The following is a 16,384-nucleotide window of genomic DNA, read 5'->3' as shown; positions in this document are numbered from 1 at the left end:
CCATCCGTTAACACGGCGTAATACAGATAGGGTTTCAGAAATTAGGATTGCAGAAAAGTAGAATAACTTGAACCTTTGTCTAGCTTGCCCTAAATCCCATTCTCCAAAAATGGGTAGATTTGTATTTCTTAAATGCTGACAAATAGATTAATGAGCAAAGTTGAAAACAAAATCAAAGCCATCGTCTTGGTGCATGGTTTTTGGGCGGACGGCTCTTGCTACCGTGAAATCATCCCGACGCTTTTGGCAGAAGGCTATGAAGTTGTTGCCGTTCAAAACCCATTGACTTCTCTAGTAGACGACATTGCAGCTACGAAACGTGCTTTGGATCGGATCGAGGGGAACTGTCTTTTGGTGGGCCATTCATGGGGTGGTTTTGTCATTACCGAAATTGGCAATGACGAACGGGTTTTAGGCTTGGTATATCTTGCTGCACTTGTGCCTGATACTGGTGAATCCATGATGGATTTGATGAGTAAGTACGGCGCTCCATCGCCCCATTTTCAAGAGCAGAATGGCTTCGTTTGGATTTCCAGAAAAGGCGTTGAAGAAGTTTTGGCGCACGATCTTTCGGAAGTAGATCAGGCATTACTATATGCAGCCCAAACTCCGCCCTCCGTTTCTCTGATGGCAGCCAAAGCAAGTTCTGCGGCATGGAAACAAAAGGCAAGCTGGTATGTTTTAGCAGCGGAAGATAAAGCAGTTCCCCCAAATTTGCAGCATGAATTATCTCAACGAATGGGTGCAGAAACGACTGTCGTAAAGTCAAGCCATTTCCCGATGATTTCGTATCCGCAAGATGTTTTGAATGTAATTAGGAAGGCGGCGACAAATTGTTGAGAATGAGCAAACCTGGCATGGGGTCGCACCATTTCTTCATCCCCTTGCTATAATGTGATGAGGCATACAGATGCCCTCATGGGGCTGTTACGGTTTCGACGTTTTGGCGAACACTACCTTGTGATGCAGGCCGAGAGCGGGCTACCTCTCGTTAATCAATGGCTCAAACCAACGTACATGCGAACAACATCGTACCTTTTGCTCGTAAGCGCGTAGCTGTTGCTGCCGCCTAACAACCTCCTTACGGTTCGAGCGTCTGCGATTTGACTCCGTTAAGGATTGCAGACCAACCCCCAACGGATGCTCCGGATGATTGCCTCTGGTCAATCTCCGGCTAAGACCCTACCAGAGCATCCCACTGTCCGGGATAAGTGACAGTCCCCGCCCTGAGGGTCACCAGGGCTAAGCCTGTGAATGAGTGAGGTACCAATACCCAGGACGGACAGGAGTTCGACTCTCCTCAGCTCCACTTCTCGCAAAAGGCGCAAAGCCCCGAAGCTTAAAAACTTTGGGGCTTTGTTGTAAGTAGATAGACCAGATTAAAAAACAGATCCTGAACCCTGCGCCGCCCGCTGCGCGGGCGGCGCAGGGTCTTTGGTTTTGTATTTATTAATGTCCACCTACTTATTCGTTTTAGGAATAGGTTGTATTTGTTGTGGAAATAGAAGGACTAAGAGCGATCGCCCTCTCCGTTTACCCACCAACCTCTCCGGTTACCCGCCAAGGTTAAGCACGGTCTCCTTGAACAGGTCGATCGCGGCGCGGACGGCGGTATAGCCGAAGGTGAGTACCGCCGTGGTCAGCGTTGCCCCCATGACGCACAGCACCAGTCCACCCAGGCTGATTGCGCCATCGTCGTCTAGCAGGCCGAACCCGGTGACGAAAATGCCCATTGCGGGCAGCGTGTTGGTCAGGGGGATGGGGATCATCATGGAAATGGCCATGAGGGCGATCGCCACGCCAATCACCACGCGCCCCGACAAGCTCGTGCAAACGGGCGTGAGTCGGGGACGAGACAGCGCTTCAATTCGCCGCAGCCAGGGTAGCCCAGCATTTAGCACGCCCTGCACCTGCTTCAAATCGAGCGCGTGCTGCTTAAACTTTTCGGGAAACCAGGGCGTTTCTCGCCCCGCAATCAACTGTACTGCCAGCAAAAACAGCAGAATCCCGAAGGGGACAGAATAGCCCGGAGCCGGAATTGGCAGCGCCGACGGCAGCGCCAGCAGCACAAACAAAAAACCAAAAATTCGCTCACCCGCTAGGTTCAAAATATCGGCAAGTGTGACTTTTTCGGGCGGGTTTTCGTCAAAAAAATAGCGTTGCAGTTCGGTTGAGAGTCGAGCCACGTTTGGGGGAAGAGATGAGGGGTAGGGGTTTCCTGTTTCGGATGGGATGCACCCGAAACAGGAACTAAACTTAGGTCTTTAAGGCCTAAGTGCCGGAGGTCCAGGAGTTAATGTACTCAATCTGCTCAGGGGTGAGCGCGTCGATGGCAATGCCCATTGCTTGCAGCTTCAGGCGGGCGATCTCTGCATCAATTTCCTGAGGAATCGAGTGCAATCCGGGCGAAAGCTTGCCCTTGTTTTTCACCAGGTATTCGCAGGCGAGGGCCTGGTTGGCAAAGCTCATATCCATCACGGCGCTGGGGTGACCTTCGGCAGCGGCCAGGTTGACCAGGCGACCTTCGCCCAGTACGACGACCGATTTACCGCTGGCAAGCTTGTATTCTTCGGTGAAGGGGCGGACAGTTTTCACTTCGGCGGCGCGTTCCTTCAGGGCGACTAGATCAATCTCAATGTCGAAGTGACCAGAGTTGCAGACGATCGCCCCGTCCTTCATGCGGTCGAAGTGTTCTCCACGAATGACGTGCTTGTTGCCCGTGACGGTAATGAATAGATCACCCTGGGGAGCGGCGATCGCCATTGGCACCACCCGGAAGCCATCCATCACGGCCTCTAGCGCCTTAATGGGGTCAATTTCGGTGACGATCACGTTTGCGCCCATGCCCCGTGCCCGCAGCGCCGTGCCCTTGCCGCACCAGCCGTAGCCTGCCACAACGACCGTTTTGCCTGCCAGCAGGATGTTTGTGGCGCGGATGATGCCATCCAGCGTGGATTGGCCTGTGCCGTAGCGGTTATCAAAGAAATGCTTGGTGTCGGCATCGTTGACGTTCATCGCAGGGAAGGTCAGCACGCCATCCCGCAGCATCGCTTGCAGGCGGACGATGCCCGTTGTGGTTTCTTCCGTGGTGCCGATCAGGTCAGCGATTTGATCCTGACGCTCCTGAATCAGCGTGGCCACTACATCGCTGCCATCGTCGATGATCAGGTTAGGGCGGTGATCCAGCGCGGTCTGCACATGGCGATGGTAGGTGGCGTTGTCTTCGCCCTTGATGGCAAAGACGGGGATGCCGTAGTCGGCTACCAGGCTAGCGGCCACGTCGTCCTGCGTAGACAGGGGGTTGCTGGCAATGAGCAGGGCATCGGCTCCGGCATTTTTGAGGGCGATCGCCAGATGAGCTGTTTCCGTGGTGACGTGGCAGCAGGCGACGAGACGAATTCCTGCCAGCGGCTTTTCAGCAACAAAGCGGTCTTGAATCTGGCGCAGCACGGGCATTTCCCGTCCGGCCCACTCAATGCGCTGTTTCCCCAGGCTTGCCAGGGACAGATCTTTGACTTCGTGTTTTACCTGAGTTGTCGTGGTCATTGAGGTTCGAGGTTGAGGGTTTGCATGTAGAAATTTATGCCAGGACGATCTTAACGCTCTTGACCCCGAACACCTAAAAAGTTGGCGCGGAAGTTGGAGCAGAAGAGGCTTGCGCGGGTAGAGAAGCCTTAAAAACTACTATCGGGAATCCGTATTTCCGTCGTTGTATTAAGTAGATACGCTATGCAGCATGGTGAAAATAGATGGGCAAGTGCAGACAGGCTGCTAGCTTTGGTTTACGTTTTACTGCCGTCTTCGGGCAGCTTAGTCTGGAGGATGACTGCAAATACTAGCAGCATTAATTGGTTTAAGTAGCTTCAATAACTTTCTCTTATGAAAGTTTCGGATATGATGATACTTAAGGGCAGCGTGTTCAATCGCTCTTTCCCATTAAGCTGGGTAAGCGTCAGGTCAGCGCTCTGGTTTTCCTGGAGTTGCAGGAAATCTGGGGGCTTCTCCGTTTCCCAGCGCCAGCCCAAACCTGGACTCGAGTTCTGTAGCTTCAAAGCTTGAACTCTAGGTCTACTGAGGGTTTTAGGCTGTTTGTCGAGTTCTAAATCATCAATTTATGGAACCTGGTAGTCGAAACGACACCTCTCCTGAAACCCCGCTTTACCGCGCTGCTGAGATTGCAGGCACTTTCATCGCCGTGTTGACGCTGGTTGTTCCTGTGGCAGCGATCGCCTATTTTTCAACCCCGATTCCGCCATCGTCGCTGCCGACTCGAACCATCCAAGCACCGACGGTCACCGTACCGACAGTTACCGAGTCATCCATTTGGAATCGCCACCATCCCCTACAGCCCAAATAATGACCCAAATAATGACAGGACTTACGCTCTTGCAATAAGTTTGCTGGGTTTTGGGCGATTTCTCGCGGGCGCAGCCCGCGAGAAATCATCGAGCTGCATAAGTCCTAAATGAAGCACTTGTAAAGCACTCGTCAGGCGCAGAGGCTAGGGGCTGTCATCAATGGTCTACCTAGCATGTCTACTCAACATCTGGTTACTTGGAAGGTTCAGCCCCTAGCCTGATTTGTTTGGACGGGCGCGATACGGCTGATTCCTCAAGGCTTCTGAAGTTAACGTATCGGAATTAATGCCGCGCTCTAGGGCTTGCTGAGCCAGAGGGCTATGGGAAAGATCAGATACTCCAGGAAAAACAGCTTCCAGATGAACTGATAGAACTGGGCGATCGCCCTGCGGTCGTCTAGATTGACCTGTCGCTGTTGCCACCAGAGGGCCGCCAGCGCCAGTCCGTGCGTCGCTATCAGCCAGCCCGTAGAGGCGCGAGACAGAGCAGGTGCAGCCACAATGATGCCCCCATAGCAAGCGCTGATCAGTCCCAGCACGATGCGAAACACGGGGCGCTTGCCCAGACTGAGGGCAAAGGTGCGGATGTGGTAGCGGCGATCGCCCTCTAGGTCGGGAATGTCTTTGCAGAGGGCGATCGCCCCCGTGAAGCCCAGAATGAACAGCGTCAGTGCCCAAACTTCTGCCGGGATGCCGCTGGGCAGCCCCAGCACGCTGCTAAAGTGCAGAAACAGCCCCAGGTTTACAATTGCGCCGCGCACCGTGAAGATACACAGCGAGGCCCACACAGGAAACCGCTTCAGACGGATGGGCGGCAATGAGTAGGCTGTGCCAATCAGCAGGCTGAGTCCGACCGTCGCCAGCAGCCAGGGCCCACCCCCTGCCGCCAGCATCAACGCCAGCAGCCCACAAATTGCCACGATTGCCCAGCCCTGCTGCCGCGAAAACTCGCCCGATGCCAGCGGCAGGTGTGGCTTGTTGACCCGGTCAATATCCACATCCTCAAGCTGGTTTAGCCCGACGATGTAGACATTACCGCAGAGACAGGCGAAGAGGGCAATTCCTATAGGGATCGCTTCGCGAATCGCCACGGCTTCCCACGAGGCACTGAACGGTTGGGCAACCTGAGAGCGGGCGATCGCAAAAATTCCTGCCACGCTGAGCGTTGTCCCGATAATCGTATGGGGTCGAGAAAATTTCCAAAAAGCGTAGAGCGCAGTAGATGCAGTAGAAGCTGACTTAGGCGAACGATCATCCATTAGAAATTCACTAAGCGTGTATAGGTATAGCTGGTGCATGATCCGGTGCAACATCTGGTGCAACATCTGGTGCAACAGATCATGCAATCATGCAAAACATTGAACTCCCGCCTCCACCGTGCCGATCCTCGGTCAGCGGATCAGTGGAAATACGGGAAATCCTGCCAGGACTTAGGATAGTTCACCTGTTGGGCGATCGCACGTTCCCTGCCCAAAAGTCCCGTGGCCAGTCCGAAAAACTGACCCGCTTTTTCCCGACTTGCAAATTTGCTGCATAACCTGGGAATCAAGGGGTTAGGGTTCACAAAGACAGAGCCAAGTCAGGACTGACCCGCTCGAAGCCGCCGAGCCTAAATCCCTCAGCCCTCCTACTCTCAACTCGCGCTCTCACCGCCATCCATGTCTACCTACGCCCAGCACGCCGGCCAGCACCTCGCGCAACTGCTCCAGTCGCGCACCGTTCCTCAGCTTGAGCAAGCCCTCCAGCCCAAGCCCCAGGAGCCGCCGCCCCAGTTTCCTGGCGGGTCGCGGATTACGCCTGCTGCCGTCGATCGCCGCTGGAAGGCCCTGGGCGCAGCAGAGAATCTGCAAGCTGCCCTGCTCGATCCGCAAACAGCTGAGCAGATGCAGGCTTACCGCAACAACATTGAGAACTTCATCGGCACGGTCAAGGTTCCTGTCGGTATTGCCGGGCCGCTGCGGGTGAATGGCCTGTTTGCCCAGGGCGATTACTACGTGCCCCTGGCAACGACGGAAGCGGCGCTGGTTGCCTCCTATAGCCGGGGGGCACACCTGCTAACGGCGGCAGGCGGCTGCACTACACTGCTGCTCAATGAGGGTCTGGGTCGCGCTCCGGGCTTTGCCTTTGCCAATTTGGTCGATGCAGGCAAGTTTGTCATGTGGGCGATCGCCCAGCAAGACACCTTCCGCCAAGTCGCCGAAGCCACCACGCGCCACGGCAAGCTGATCGACCTGCGGGTAACCGTCGAGGGCAACCACGTCTACCTCGACTTCCAGTTCACCACGGGCGATGCCTCCGGGCAAAACATGGTCACCATCGCCACCCAGGCCATTTGTGACTACATTCAGCAGCACGCGCCAATCCAGCCGCAGTATGCCTTCGTAGAAGCCAACCTGTCGGGCGACAAGAAAGCCAGCGCCCAGTCGTTTCTGTCGGTGCGCGGCAAGAAAGTCACCGCTGAGGCCACACTGCCCGCCGATCTGGTCGCAAAATGCCTGCACGCCACGCCCGCCCAAATGGTGGACTATTGGCGGATGTCGGCCCTGGCAGGCACGCTGACGGGCACTATCGGCGTGCAGGGGCACTACGCCAACGGCCTCGCCGCCCTCTATCTCGCCTGCGGCCAGGATGTCGCCTGCGTCGCCGAGTCTGCTGTGGGTGTCACCCGGTTTGAAGTCACACCCGATGGTTCCCTCTATGCCGCTGTGACCCTGCCGAATCTCGTGGTGGGCACGGTCGGCGGCGGCACGGGCCTGCCTAGCCAGCAGGCGTGTCTAACCCTGCTAGGACTGGCTGGTAGTGGTCACGCCCGCGCCTTTGCCGAAGTTTGCGCCGGACTGCTGCTGGCGGGCGAACTTTCGATCATCGGCGCGCTGACCTCCGGTGAGTTTACCCGCGCCCATGAGCGGCGGGCCCGACGAAAGGGGAGCGGAGAGGGAGAGCGAGCATGAAGGGATGGGGTGGTTTTTACTTTCTTCGCTCCTCCGCCAACACCCAACCCTCACTCTCCCCAGACATGCACTACCAACTCCCGCGTATGACTGTGGCGGCGGTGTTCCCAGATGTAGATGCTCTGCCAGGTTCCCAACAAGAGCCGACCGTTACCTACAGGGATTTGTTCGGAGGTATGGGTTAGCACGGTGCGGATGTGGGCGGGCATGTCGTCCGGCCCTTCGGCGCTGTGAATGTATTGATAGCCTTCGGGAACCAGTTTTGACAGAAAGGTTTCTAGATCCCGCAACACGTCTGGATCAGCATTTTCCTGAATGATTAGGCTGGCAGAAGTGTGGCGCAGGAACAGATTGCATAGTCCGGTGCGAATGCCCGACTCGGCGACGACCTGCGCCACCTGAGCCGTGACTTTTTGCAGCGTTTTGCCTTGGGTGGAGATGCGGAGAATTTGCTGGTGCTGCATGGTCGAGGCGGAGTTCTGTGGAGGCGGATTTATGTTGAGACGGATTTATGTTGAGACGGATTTATGTTAAGGCGGATTTATGCTGAGACGGATTTATGTTAAGGCGGATTTATGTTGAGGCGGAGTTAGGAATCAGGAATCGGCGTGGAATTTGCGAGATTGCCAGACGTAGAGCCGCCAGATCAGCCGACACAGGGCGTAGAAGGCAACAGTGAGCAAGACCACACCCAGCGCCAGGAAGACGAATTGCAGCAGGGCACTGAGAAAGACGGCGGCGACAAGGGCGATCGCCATCAGGTTCACCACCCAGTCGAACGGGGTGCGGCGATGGGGGGCGATCGCCTCTGGGCAAAACGGCTGGGGATACAGCACCTCCGACTCAGCAGACAGGTCTGAGCAGGGCAGCGGCTTGGCGAAGGTGGACTGGACGACGTTCATGAATCGTCAAAAATTCGTCAGAAGCAACGCGAACCATTTTGACCCAAAGTGGAAAGATTGAGCAGTGTTTGCAGTGACACAAATTTTGCGGTGCCATAAAGAGTGACACAAGTGCCATAAAGAGTGACACAAGTAATGACACAAATTAGGACTGAACGGGACTGATATTCATCGCTGGGCTGGCGGCTTACGAACTTGCAGAATGTGGGCATCGAGTTAAGGCAGTGCTAGAGGCGAGCGATCGCGTCGGCCAGCGAATCTACACTTACAGATTCAACAACAGTACGCACAGGGAACTGGGCGCAATGCGGGTGGGGCAGCCTGACCGAAGCAGAACAACTCGACCTTATTTATGGGTAAAATCAGCACTGATCTGCGGCGCTACTCTGCGGCGCTACTACGATTTACGATTCGCTGGCGCTGGGCGAATTGTGTAGCCGCCGCGCTAGCCTAGAAACGCAGCAGGCGATCGCCGCCTAAACTTGCCTAGGCCCCTTCTGGGATCGATCGTTCACCGTTTTCCTGCGGGAGGAACTAGTAAACACTGCCGCCCATTAGACGATGATCGAGGGCGACATGGTTCTCTTCTAGAGCCGATTTTAGAGAATTTTGGGAATCGACCTTACGCGCTGATTGGAGCATGGCATTGAATCGGGACGAGGGCGATTGCCCGATGATGCGTCGCTGTTTGGAGCTAGCCCAGCGGGCCCGTGGCCAGACGGCTCCAAACCCGATGGTGGGCGCGGTGGTGGTCAAAGACGGGCAAATCGTGGGCGAAGGCTTTCACCCGCAGGCGGGGCAGCCCCACGCCGAAGTATTCGCGCTGCGAGAAGCGGGCGATCGCGCTGCGGGTGCAACGGTTTACGTCAACCTGGAGCCGTGTAGCCACTTTGGCCGCACGCCGCCCTGTGCCGATGCGCTGATTGCGGCGGGAGTGGCGCGGGTGGTGGTGGGCATGGTCGATCCCAATCCGCAGGTGGCGGGGCGCGGGCTAGAAAAGCTGCGGGCTGCGGGCATTGCCGTCACGGTGGGCGTAGAGGAAGCGGCTTGTCAGGCGCTCAACGAACCCTTTGTCTACCGCATGACGCACCAAAAGCCCCTGGGCATTTTGAAATATGCCATGACGCTGGATGGCAAAATCGCCACGACGACGGGCCATAGCGCGTGGGTCACATCGCCCGCCTCGCGCCAGTTGGTTCACGACCTGCGGGCCGGATGCGATGCCGTGGTCGTAGGCGGCAACACGGTGCGCCGCGACAACCCGCTGCTGACCAGCCACGGACAGGGCCACAATCCGCTGCGGGTGGTGATGAGCCGCCATCTCGATTTGCCCGCCGACGCAAAGCTCTGGCAGACCGACGAAACGCCCACCGTCGTTTTCACCGAAACGGGCGCAAATCCCGACGTTCAGCAGCACTTGCAAAAACTTGGCGTGGAGGTGGTAGAGCAAGCGGAGTTAACGCCCGCAGCGGTCATGGCAAATCTCTACACGCGCGGCGCAATGGCTGTGCTGTGGGAATGCGGCGGCACGCTGGCGGCAAGGGCGATCGCCGATGGGTCTATCCAAAAAGTCCTCGCCTTTATCGCACCCAAAATCATTGGTGGCGCAGCGGCTCCGTCTCCCGTCGGCGATCTGGGTTTGACCCTGATGACCGAGGCGATCGCCCTGGAGCGCGTCCAGTGGCGGGCGATCGGGCCAGACCTGCTGATCGAGGGCTATTTGCAGCGTTAACGGTCAGCGTCATGCTCTCCGGATTCCGGCTCAAGCTGCCCGGTTTCTGAAATCCACTCCCTGAAGCCCTGCACCCGTTCTCGAATCGCTGAATACAGCCAGTCGTCGTATTGCGGATACACGGGCAAGCGGGGTACGAGTCGCCAGCCTCCGGGCCGAATCTGTGCGGCTAATGCATCGGCTTGCGGATGGGCGTAGTCAGGATTCACTTCATCAATGGGGCTGATGCCGCCGAGGTCGGTGGCTCCGGCGGCGAGGCAGTCCAGCAGGGTTTGGGGCGACACAAGATTGGGGGGAATTTGGAGGGCGATGTCAGCAGGGAGGATCTGGCGGGCGATCGCCACGGTCTCTGTCAACCGTTCCGGCGCAAAGGGTTCGCCGATTTCGGTCTGCGAGGAACCGGGGCTGTGGGGCTGCAAGATCACCTCCTGAATATGCCCATAGCGGCGATGGAGGCGGGCGATCGCCGTCAACGTGTCTACCCAGTCGGCCGCCGTTTCGCCAATCCCCAGCAGCAGCCCCGTGGTAAAGGGAATCCGCAGTTCTCCCGCCCACTCAAGCTGTTGCAAGCGGACTTCTGGCTGCTTGCTGGGTGCATGGCGATGGACGGTCTGCATCAGGGCGGGCGTGACCTGCTCCAGCATTAGCCCCATCGAGGCGTTCACCCGCTTCAACTGCGCCAGTTCCTCATAGCTCAGCGGGCCAGCGTTGGTGTGCGGCAAAAAGCCCAGCCGCAGCGCCAGGTCGCACAGGTCATAAATTCGCCGAAACCAGGCAGTCCGGCGATGACTTTTGGGATGCACCTCGCCGCTCAGCACCAGCGCTTCGATGACGGAGCCACTGGGGAGCGATCGCAGCCTGAATTCTGCCTGTTCCAGCGACAGCCACCGATCGGTTCCCGGCTCGGCGCGAAAGTTGCAGTAGGTGCAGCGATTAAAGCATTCGTAGGTCGGAACGAGCGTGTAGGACGGGCTATAGGTGACGCGGCGCATTTGGACGGACGCTGGCAGGGAGGTTGATCCAGATGAAGTTTGCAATACTGTGGACATGACCCATCGTGCGGCAGTGTCAGCGTTAAGTGTCAGCGTTAGAGGATGTTTGAAAAGTCCTACTGTTTGTAACAAAGCGTGCAAGATCCCCCTAAATCCCCCTGAAACAAGATCCCCCTAAATCCCTCTTAAAAAGGGGGACTTTAAGGCGGCTTCCCCCCTTTTTAAGGGGGGCGAGGGGGGATCTCTGAGTGCTTAACATTACAGGCGATACCTTTTCAAACACCCTCTTAAGTGTCAGCGTTAACAGCATTATTAATTTCAGCATTAACCGAATCTGCTCCTGTCCTAATCCTCCCATTGCCCTGATATAAACCCTTTTCCCACAATGCACCCCCTGCTCACGGGCCCACTCACCCTCGAAAGCGTCACCGTTCGCATCGCCGACCTGCCGCCCTCCTGCGACGGGCTACGAATTGCCCAGCTTTCCGACTTTCACTACGACGGGCTGGGCCTGTCGGATGAATTGCTAGAAGAGGCGATCGCCCTTGTGAACCGCCTCCAGCCAGACCTAGTGGCGCTGACGGGCGATTTTGTCACCCACGACCCCAGCCCCATCGAGCCGCTATCCAAACATCTCAAGGTGCTGCACAGCCGACTAGGACGCTTTGCGGTGCTGGGAAATCACGATTCCTATCGGCTCGGCGCGGCGGATTATATTACTCGCACGCTCACTGCGGCCGGCATCGAGGTGCTGCGAAACCAGATTGCCTATCCGCTGGGGGATGCCCTGCCGCTGGTGGGGCTGGCGGATTTTTGGTCGAAGGCGTTTTCACCCAAGGTGCTGGAATCGCTGCCGTCCGACAGGCCGCGCCTGGTGCTGTCGCACAATCCCGACAGTGCAGCAGAGTTGGCCAACTATCGCGTAGACTTGCAGCTTTCGGGCCACACCCACGGCGGGCAGATCGTGATTCCTGGCGTGCAATCGCCCCAGCAGTTGTATTTTGACCTCTGCGCCAAGCTGCCCTGCGCTGTTCGCCGCTGGCTGCCCTTTGGCAATAGCGCCTGTGCCCGCGTCGTCCGCCATTGGGCCTGGGCCCAGGGATTGCATTCGGTCGGACGCAATCAGCTTTATGTGAATCGAGGTCTGGGCACTTACTTACCCGGTCGCTTTCTCTGCCCGCCAGAGGTGACGCTGCTCACCCTCCGCCCGTTTTGAGGAATGCTGAATCGAAGCAATCTGAAATCAAAACAAGACCACCAAAGCGCAAAGTGCTGCTCACGAGAGGCAACGGATGAGAGCAAGCTCCGAGATCCCTCACCCTACACCAAGCAGCACTCTGGGCGATCGCCTTAATCATGAAAACTGACATGTCAGCGAGATGTCAGCGAGAAGTCAGCGGGATTACAGTCCCAAATCTGCGAGGATATCCGTTGCGTGGGTTTCGGTCTTTACCGAATCGTACACCTTGGCAATCTTACCTTCACCGTCGATCACATAGGTCACGCGCTTGGAATAGCCGCCGCCGTCTACATCGTAGGCGCTGGTCAAGATGCCGTCCACGTCTGCCAGCAGCGGGAAGGGCAGGTTGAACTTTTGCGTAAAGGCCTGGTGCGAGGCTTCGTCATCGCGGCTCACGCCAAGCACCACGATATCTTTGCCCTGGTAGGCGCTATAGGAGTCACGGAAGCTGCACGCCTCCTTGGTGCAGCCGGGGGTGTCGTCCTTGGGGTAGAAATACAGCACGACGGTCTTGCCTGCATAGTCTGCCAGAGACACCGTGTTGCCGTTCGTATCTTTGACCGTGAAGCCGGGGGCGTGAGCGCCAACAGAAAGAGCCATACCAAAAATCCTTTAAGCGTACACTCCGTTACAGATTGTAAAGGTAAAGTGGCTTATCCAAACACACTGCCAAAAAACTCGATCGCCTCCTTCAGCGACGCAATGAAGGTGTCGATTTCTTCCTTGGTGTTGTAAAAGTAAAGGCTGGCGCGGGCAGTGGATTGGGCTTTGACCTCACGGTGCAGCGGCTGGGTGCAGTGGTGTCCGGCGCGGATGGCGATGCCTGCCTGGTCAAGAATGGTGGACAGGTCGTGGGGATGCACCGCGCCCGTAGTAAAGGCGGCCAGGGCAGCGTGGCCTTCACCACGGACATCGGGCTGGGGGCCGTAGGTGCGGACTTCGGGCAGTTCCGCCAGCCGCTGGAACAGGTAGGCGGTGAGGTCGGCTTCGTAGGCGTGAATTTTGTCCATGCCGATGGCGCTTAGGTAATCGACGGCCGCACCGAGGGCGATCGCCTCTGCAATGGCCGGCGTTCCCGCCTCAAATTTGTGGGGAATGTCAGCATAGGTGGCGTGGTCGAGGAACACATCGGCAATCATCTCGCCGCCCCCCAAAAACGGCGGCATTGCCCGCAGCACCTCCTTCTTGCCGTAGAGGAAACCAATGCCCGTAGGCGCACACATCTTGTGGCCCGAAGCCACCAGCCAGTCGCAATCCATCGCCTGCACGTCAATCGGCATGTGGGGAACGCTCTGGCAGGCATCGATCAGCACCTTCGCGCCGACCCGATGGGCAGCGGCGGTGATGTCCGTCACAGGGTTGATGCAGCCCAGCGTGTTAGACACATGCACCACCGACACTAGCCTGGTTTTGTCCGACAGCAGCGATTGGTAATGCTCGAAGTCAAACTCCTCCGTCTCCGTCAGCCGCACAAACTTCAGCACTGCCCCGGTCTTTTGCGCCACCAGTTGCCAGGGAATCAGGTTGCTGTGGTGTTCCATCACCGTCAGGATGATTTCGTCCCCCGGTTGCAGCGTGTTCATGCCCCAAGCGTAGGCAACGAGGTTGATGGCTTCGCTGGCATTGCGCGTGTAAATGATTTCTTCGCGTTGGGCGGCGTTCACAAACCGCTGCACCTTATCTCGCGCCCCCTCGTAGGCATCGGTGGCCAGCCCGCTGAGGGTATGCACGCCGCGATGCACGTTGGAGTTATAGCGTTTGTAATAGTCCTCCAGCGCATTCAGCACCGCCAGCGGCTTTTGCGACGTGGCGGCGTTGTCAAAGTAAACCAGCGGCTTCCCGTGAATGTCCTGTTGCAGGATGGGGAAGTCGGCGCGGACTTTGGTAGCAAGGGTGCGTTCTTGGGCGAGGGTCATGGCAGGGGTTTGGGATTAGGGGTCTGGAACTAGGAGTTTGGGCAAAAGAGGGGTGAGGAGGCAAGCGACTCCCGCAGCGAGGCAATGGGAATCTTCTCTAAAATTTCGTAGGCAAAGGCGTATATCAGCAACTGCTGGGCGCTGGCGGCATCAATACCCCGGCTTTGCAGGTAAAATACTTCGTCGGCCTCAAGCTGGCTAACGGTTGCGCCGTGGGTGCATTTTACGTTGTCGGCGACGATTTCAAGCTGGGGCTTGGTGTCAATCCGCGCTTTGGACGACAGCAGCAAGTTGCGGTTCAATTGTCCAGCATCGGTAAGCTGCGCGGCTTGCGGCACGAAGACTTTGCCGTTGAAGATGACATGAGCGCGATCGCCCACGATGTTTTTCTGCAACTGGCGCGTGGTGCAGTGGGGCTGGCGGAGGGCGATCGCGCTGTGCAGGTCGCTTTCCTGGTCGCCCGTGGCCACGGTCAGTCCGTTTAGCGTCACCTCGGCCTGGTCGCCCGTGGGATGCACCTCTAGGTGATGGCGCGACAGGGCTGCCCCCAGGCTGAGGGCATTGCAGGTGTATCGGGCGCTGCGCTTCAGGGAGACGGCGGTTTTGCCAATGTGAACCGCGGTTCGGCTGTCGCGCTGGAGGCGGGTGTGGTTCACCGAGGCGTTGTCGCCCAGCCAGATTTCGGTAACAGGGTTGACGAAGTAAGAATCGTCGGCTCCGTCGGCGATCGCCAGATAATCTTCCAGCAGCGTGATCGAGCTATTCGCCTCGGCGATCACCAGCACGCGGGGCTGGCTGAAGGTCGGCGGGTCTGCTGCGGTGGAGACAAACAACAGCCGAATCGGTTCTGCGGCTTCCACGTTCTTGGGCACAAACACAACCGCCACATCGCTCAAGCCAGCAGTGTTCAGCGTGGTAAATAGCTCCTCGGCGTTGGGCTGCTGCGCCAGGTAAGGCTGGAGTCGTTCTGTCCAAGCAGCATCCAGCCCTGCCAAGTTGGCCACCGTCACGCCCGATGGCAAGTCTCCCAGCGCCGACAGGCTCTCGGAATACACGCCGTTGACGAAGACTAGGCGGCGGCTGGCGGTTTCCGGCATGAAAAACGCTTCTAGGTCATCCAGCTGAACAACGGGGTTCGTCTCAGCCGTCGTCAGCTTCAGGCTAAGCAGCGCCGACAAGTCGTTGAACCGCCATTCCTCATCGCGGTTAGTCGGAAACTCCTGCTCCTGAAGCTGACCCAGAGCGCGATTCCGCAGTGGCTCTAGGGATGCAATCCGAGACGGAATCGCCTGCGCCAACTGCCGCAAGTGCTGAAGAAACTCGGCCCGCAGAGCAGCAGCCTGTGATATGGGTGTATTCACCTCTGGGGAAACTTGGACTGTCATCGTGCGATCGCCCCCTATGCCTTCACCGTCGCGTCTTCCAGCACCCACTCATAGCCGCGCTCCTCTAGCTCCAGCGCCAGTTCCTTCGTGCCGGTGCGGATAATTCGACCATTCGCCATCACATGCACATAGTCGGGCACGATGTAGTTCAGCAGGCGTTGATAGTGCGTAATCACCAGCATGGCGTTCTCAGCGTTCGCAAGCTGGTTTACGCCATCCGCCACCACCTTCAGCGCGTCAATGTCCAGTCCCGAATCCGTTTCGTCTAAAATCGCCAGCTTCGGCTCCAGCAGGGCCATTTGCAGGATTTCGTTGCGCTTCTTCTCGCCACCCGAAAAGCCCTCGTTCACGCTGCGGCTGAGAAAAGATGCGTCCATCTTTACTACGTCCAGCTTTTCGCGCACCAGTTCGTCGAAATCAAAGGCATCCAGTTCTTCTAGCCCCTGGTGCTTGCGCTTGGCGTTGTAGGCGACGCGCAAAAAGTCCAGATTGCTCACACCGGGAATCTCCAGCGGATACTGGAAAGCGAGGAAAATACCAGAGCGCGATCGCGCTTCAGGTTCCATCTCCAGCAAATTCTGCCCCAGGTAAATCACCTCGCCACCCGTTACTTCATAGTCCGGATGTCCAGCAACCACCTTAGAAAAGGTGCTTTTTCCAGAGCCATTCAGCCCCATAATGGCGTGAATTTCGCCCGCCCGAATTTCCAAATCCACACCCTTCAGAATCTCCGTGCCGTCCACCTCAGCCCTGAGATCCTTCACCGATAAAATCACATCGTTACTACCAATCATGGATTAGATTTCCTCTCTTACGCTGCGCTCTCCGTTATTGACTCAAAGCTATTGACTTAAAGCTATCGACTCAAAGTTATCAACTCAGATCTAATACTGATATCGACTATGGACT

The 16,384-nt window shown here is 57.2% G+C and carries 16 protein-coding genes and 1 other RNA gene; 7 read left to right on the top strand and 10 right to left on the bottom strand.

The window, feature by feature from the left end:
- The first annotated feature begins 150 nt into the window (after window positions 1-150).
- A complete protein-coding gene (locus JTM80_RS14200; RefSeq protein ID WP_205369645.1) occupies window positions 151-840 on the top strand; it encodes an alpha/beta fold hydrolase in 690 nt (229 codons plus the stop codon).
- An 80-nt stretch (window positions 841-920) separates the two neighbouring features.
- Window positions 921-1,312, top strand: a transfer-messenger RNA (tmRNA) gene (gene ssrA / locus JTM80_RS14195).
- Between the two features lie 241 nt (window positions 1,313-1,553).
- On the opposite strand, the gene JTM80_RS14190 is transcribed toward ssrA, so the two are convergent.
- Together JTM80_RS14190 and ahcY are read right to left on the bottom strand one after the other, a co-directional pair.
- Window positions 1,554-2,186 carry an exopolysaccharide biosynthesis protein gene (locus JTM80_RS14190; RefSeq protein WP_172355583.1) on the bottom strand — a complete coding sequence of 211 codons (633 nt, stop codon included), beginning with the start codon at window positions 2,184-2,186 and terminating at the stop codon, window positions 1,554-1,556.
- A gap of 85 nt (window positions 2,187-2,271) precedes the next feature.
- Complete coding sequence (gene ahcY, locus JTM80_RS14185; protein ID WP_172355585.1) at window positions 2,272-3,546, bottom strand: adenosylhomocysteinase; 1,275 nt, start codon at window positions 3,544-3,546, stop codon at window positions 2,272-2,274.
- Between the two features lie 568 nt (window positions 3,547-4,114).
- On the opposite strand from ahcY, the gene JTM80_RS14180 reads away from it, so the two are divergent.
- Window positions 4,115-4,357 (top strand): hypothetical protein, encoded by a 243-nt coding sequence (locus tag JTM80_RS14180; protein WP_172353193.1) that lies wholly within the window; start codon window positions 4,115-4,117, stop codon window positions 4,355-4,357.
- A gap of 296 nt (window positions 4,358-4,653) precedes the next feature.
- Here JTM80_RS14180 and JTM80_RS14175 read toward each other — a convergent pair whose 3' ends face one another.
- Window positions 4,654-5,616, bottom strand: a complete 963-nt coding sequence (locus JTM80_RS14175) for a homogentisate phytyltransferase (RefSeq protein ID WP_172355587.1) — start codon at window positions 5,614-5,616, stop codon at window positions 4,654-4,656.
- A gap of 399 nt (window positions 5,617-6,015) precedes the next feature.
- Between JTM80_RS14175 and JTM80_RS14170 the strand changes: the two genes are divergently transcribed.
- Window positions 6,016-7,308 carry a hydroxymethylglutaryl-CoA reductase gene (locus tag JTM80_RS14170; protein ID WP_172355589.1) on the top strand — a complete coding sequence of 431 codons (1,293 nt, stop codon included), beginning with the start codon at window positions 6,016-6,018 and terminating at the stop codon, window positions 7,306-7,308.
- 50 nt (window positions 7,309-7,358) lie between these two features.
- Here JTM80_RS14170 and JTM80_RS14165 read toward each other — a convergent pair whose 3' ends face one another.
- Window positions 7,359-7,772: a secondary thiamine-phosphate synthase enzyme YjbQ gene (locus JTM80_RS14165; RefSeq protein WP_172355591.1), complete on the bottom strand. Its 414-nt coding sequence runs from the start codon at window positions 7,770-7,772 to the stop codon at window positions 7,359-7,361.
- 132 nt (window positions 7,773-7,904) lie between these two features.
- A complete protein-coding gene (locus JTM80_RS14160; protein WP_172355593.1) occupies window positions 7,905-8,210 on the bottom strand; it encodes a hypothetical protein in 306 nt (101 codons plus the stop codon).
- A 224-nt stretch (window positions 8,211-8,434) separates the two neighbouring features.
- On the opposite strand from JTM80_RS14160, the gene JTM80_RS23500 reads away from it, so the two are divergent.
- Together JTM80_RS23500 and ribD are read left to right on the top strand one after the other, a co-directional pair.
- Window positions 8,435-8,647 carry an FAD-dependent oxidoreductase gene (locus JTM80_RS23500; RefSeq protein WP_315874814.1) on the top strand — a complete coding sequence of 71 codons (213 nt, stop codon included), beginning with the start codon at window positions 8,435-8,437 and terminating at the stop codon, window positions 8,645-8,647.
- 203 nt (window positions 8,648-8,850) lie between these two features.
- Entirely contained in the window at window positions 8,851-9,942 is a 1,092-nt protein-coding gene (gene ribD / locus JTM80_RS14150) for a bifunctional diaminohydroxyphosphoribosylaminopyrimidine deaminase/5-amino-6-(5-phosphoribosylamino)uracil reductase RibD (RefSeq protein ID WP_172355595.1), read from the top strand.
- On the opposite strand, the gene cofG is transcribed toward ribD, so the two are convergent.
- Window positions 9,939-10,934, bottom strand: a complete 996-nt coding sequence (gene cofG, locus JTM80_RS14145) for a 7,8-didemethyl-8-hydroxy-5-deazariboflavin synthase subunit CofG (RefSeq protein ID WP_172358899.1) — start codon at window positions 10,932-10,934, stop codon at window positions 9,939-9,941. The genes ribD and cofG overlap by 4 nt on opposite strands.
- Window positions 10,935-11,319: 385 nt before the next feature.
- Between cofG and JTM80_RS14140 the strand changes: the two genes are divergently transcribed.
- Entirely contained in the window at window positions 11,320-12,150 is an 831-nt protein-coding gene (locus tag JTM80_RS14140; RefSeq protein WP_172355597.1) for a metallophosphoesterase, read from the top strand.
- A 186-nt stretch (window positions 12,151-12,336) separates the two neighbouring features.
- Here the strand turns inward: JTM80_RS14140 and JTM80_RS14135 are convergent, their stop codons facing one another.
- Genes JTM80_RS14135 through sufC form a run of 4 tightly spaced genes read right to left on the bottom strand, consistent with a single transcriptional unit; the run spans window position 12,337 to window position 16,269 of the window.
- The gene (locus tag JTM80_RS14135; protein WP_172355599.1) at window positions 12,337-12,774 is read right to left on the bottom strand and encodes a peroxiredoxin; all 438 of its coding nucleotides are present in this window, start codon (window positions 12,772-12,774) and stop codon (window positions 12,337-12,339) included.
- 53 nt (window positions 12,775-12,827) lie between these two features.
- Complete coding sequence (locus JTM80_RS14130; protein ID WP_205369644.1) at window positions 12,828-14,090, bottom strand: SufS family cysteine desulfurase; 1,263 nt, start codon at window positions 14,088-14,090, stop codon at window positions 12,828-12,830.
- A gap of 29 nt (window positions 14,091-14,119) precedes the next feature.
- Window positions 14,120-15,475 (bottom strand): Fe-S cluster assembly protein SufD, encoded by a 1,356-nt coding sequence (gene sufD / locus JTM80_RS14125; protein ID WP_172355603.1) that lies wholly within the window; start codon window positions 15,473-15,475, stop codon window positions 14,120-14,122.
- A 14-nt stretch (window positions 15,476-15,489) separates the two neighbouring features.
- Window positions 15,490-16,269 carry a Fe-S cluster assembly ATPase SufC gene (gene sufC / locus JTM80_RS14120; RefSeq protein WP_172355605.1) on the bottom strand — a complete coding sequence of 260 codons (780 nt, stop codon included), beginning with the start codon at window positions 16,267-16,269 and terminating at the stop codon, window positions 15,490-15,492.
- Between the last annotated feature and the right edge of the window lie 115 nt (window positions 16,270-16,384).

It is taken from the genome of Thermoleptolyngbya sp. PKUAC-SCTB121 (assembly GCF_016919485.1).
In the GTDB taxonomy this organism is placed as follows: Bacteria; Cyanobacteriota; Cyanobacteriia; order Elainellales; family Elainellaceae; genus Thermoleptolyngbya; species Thermoleptolyngbya sichuanensis.
This window is presented reverse-complemented; position numbering and strand designations above follow the sequence as displayed.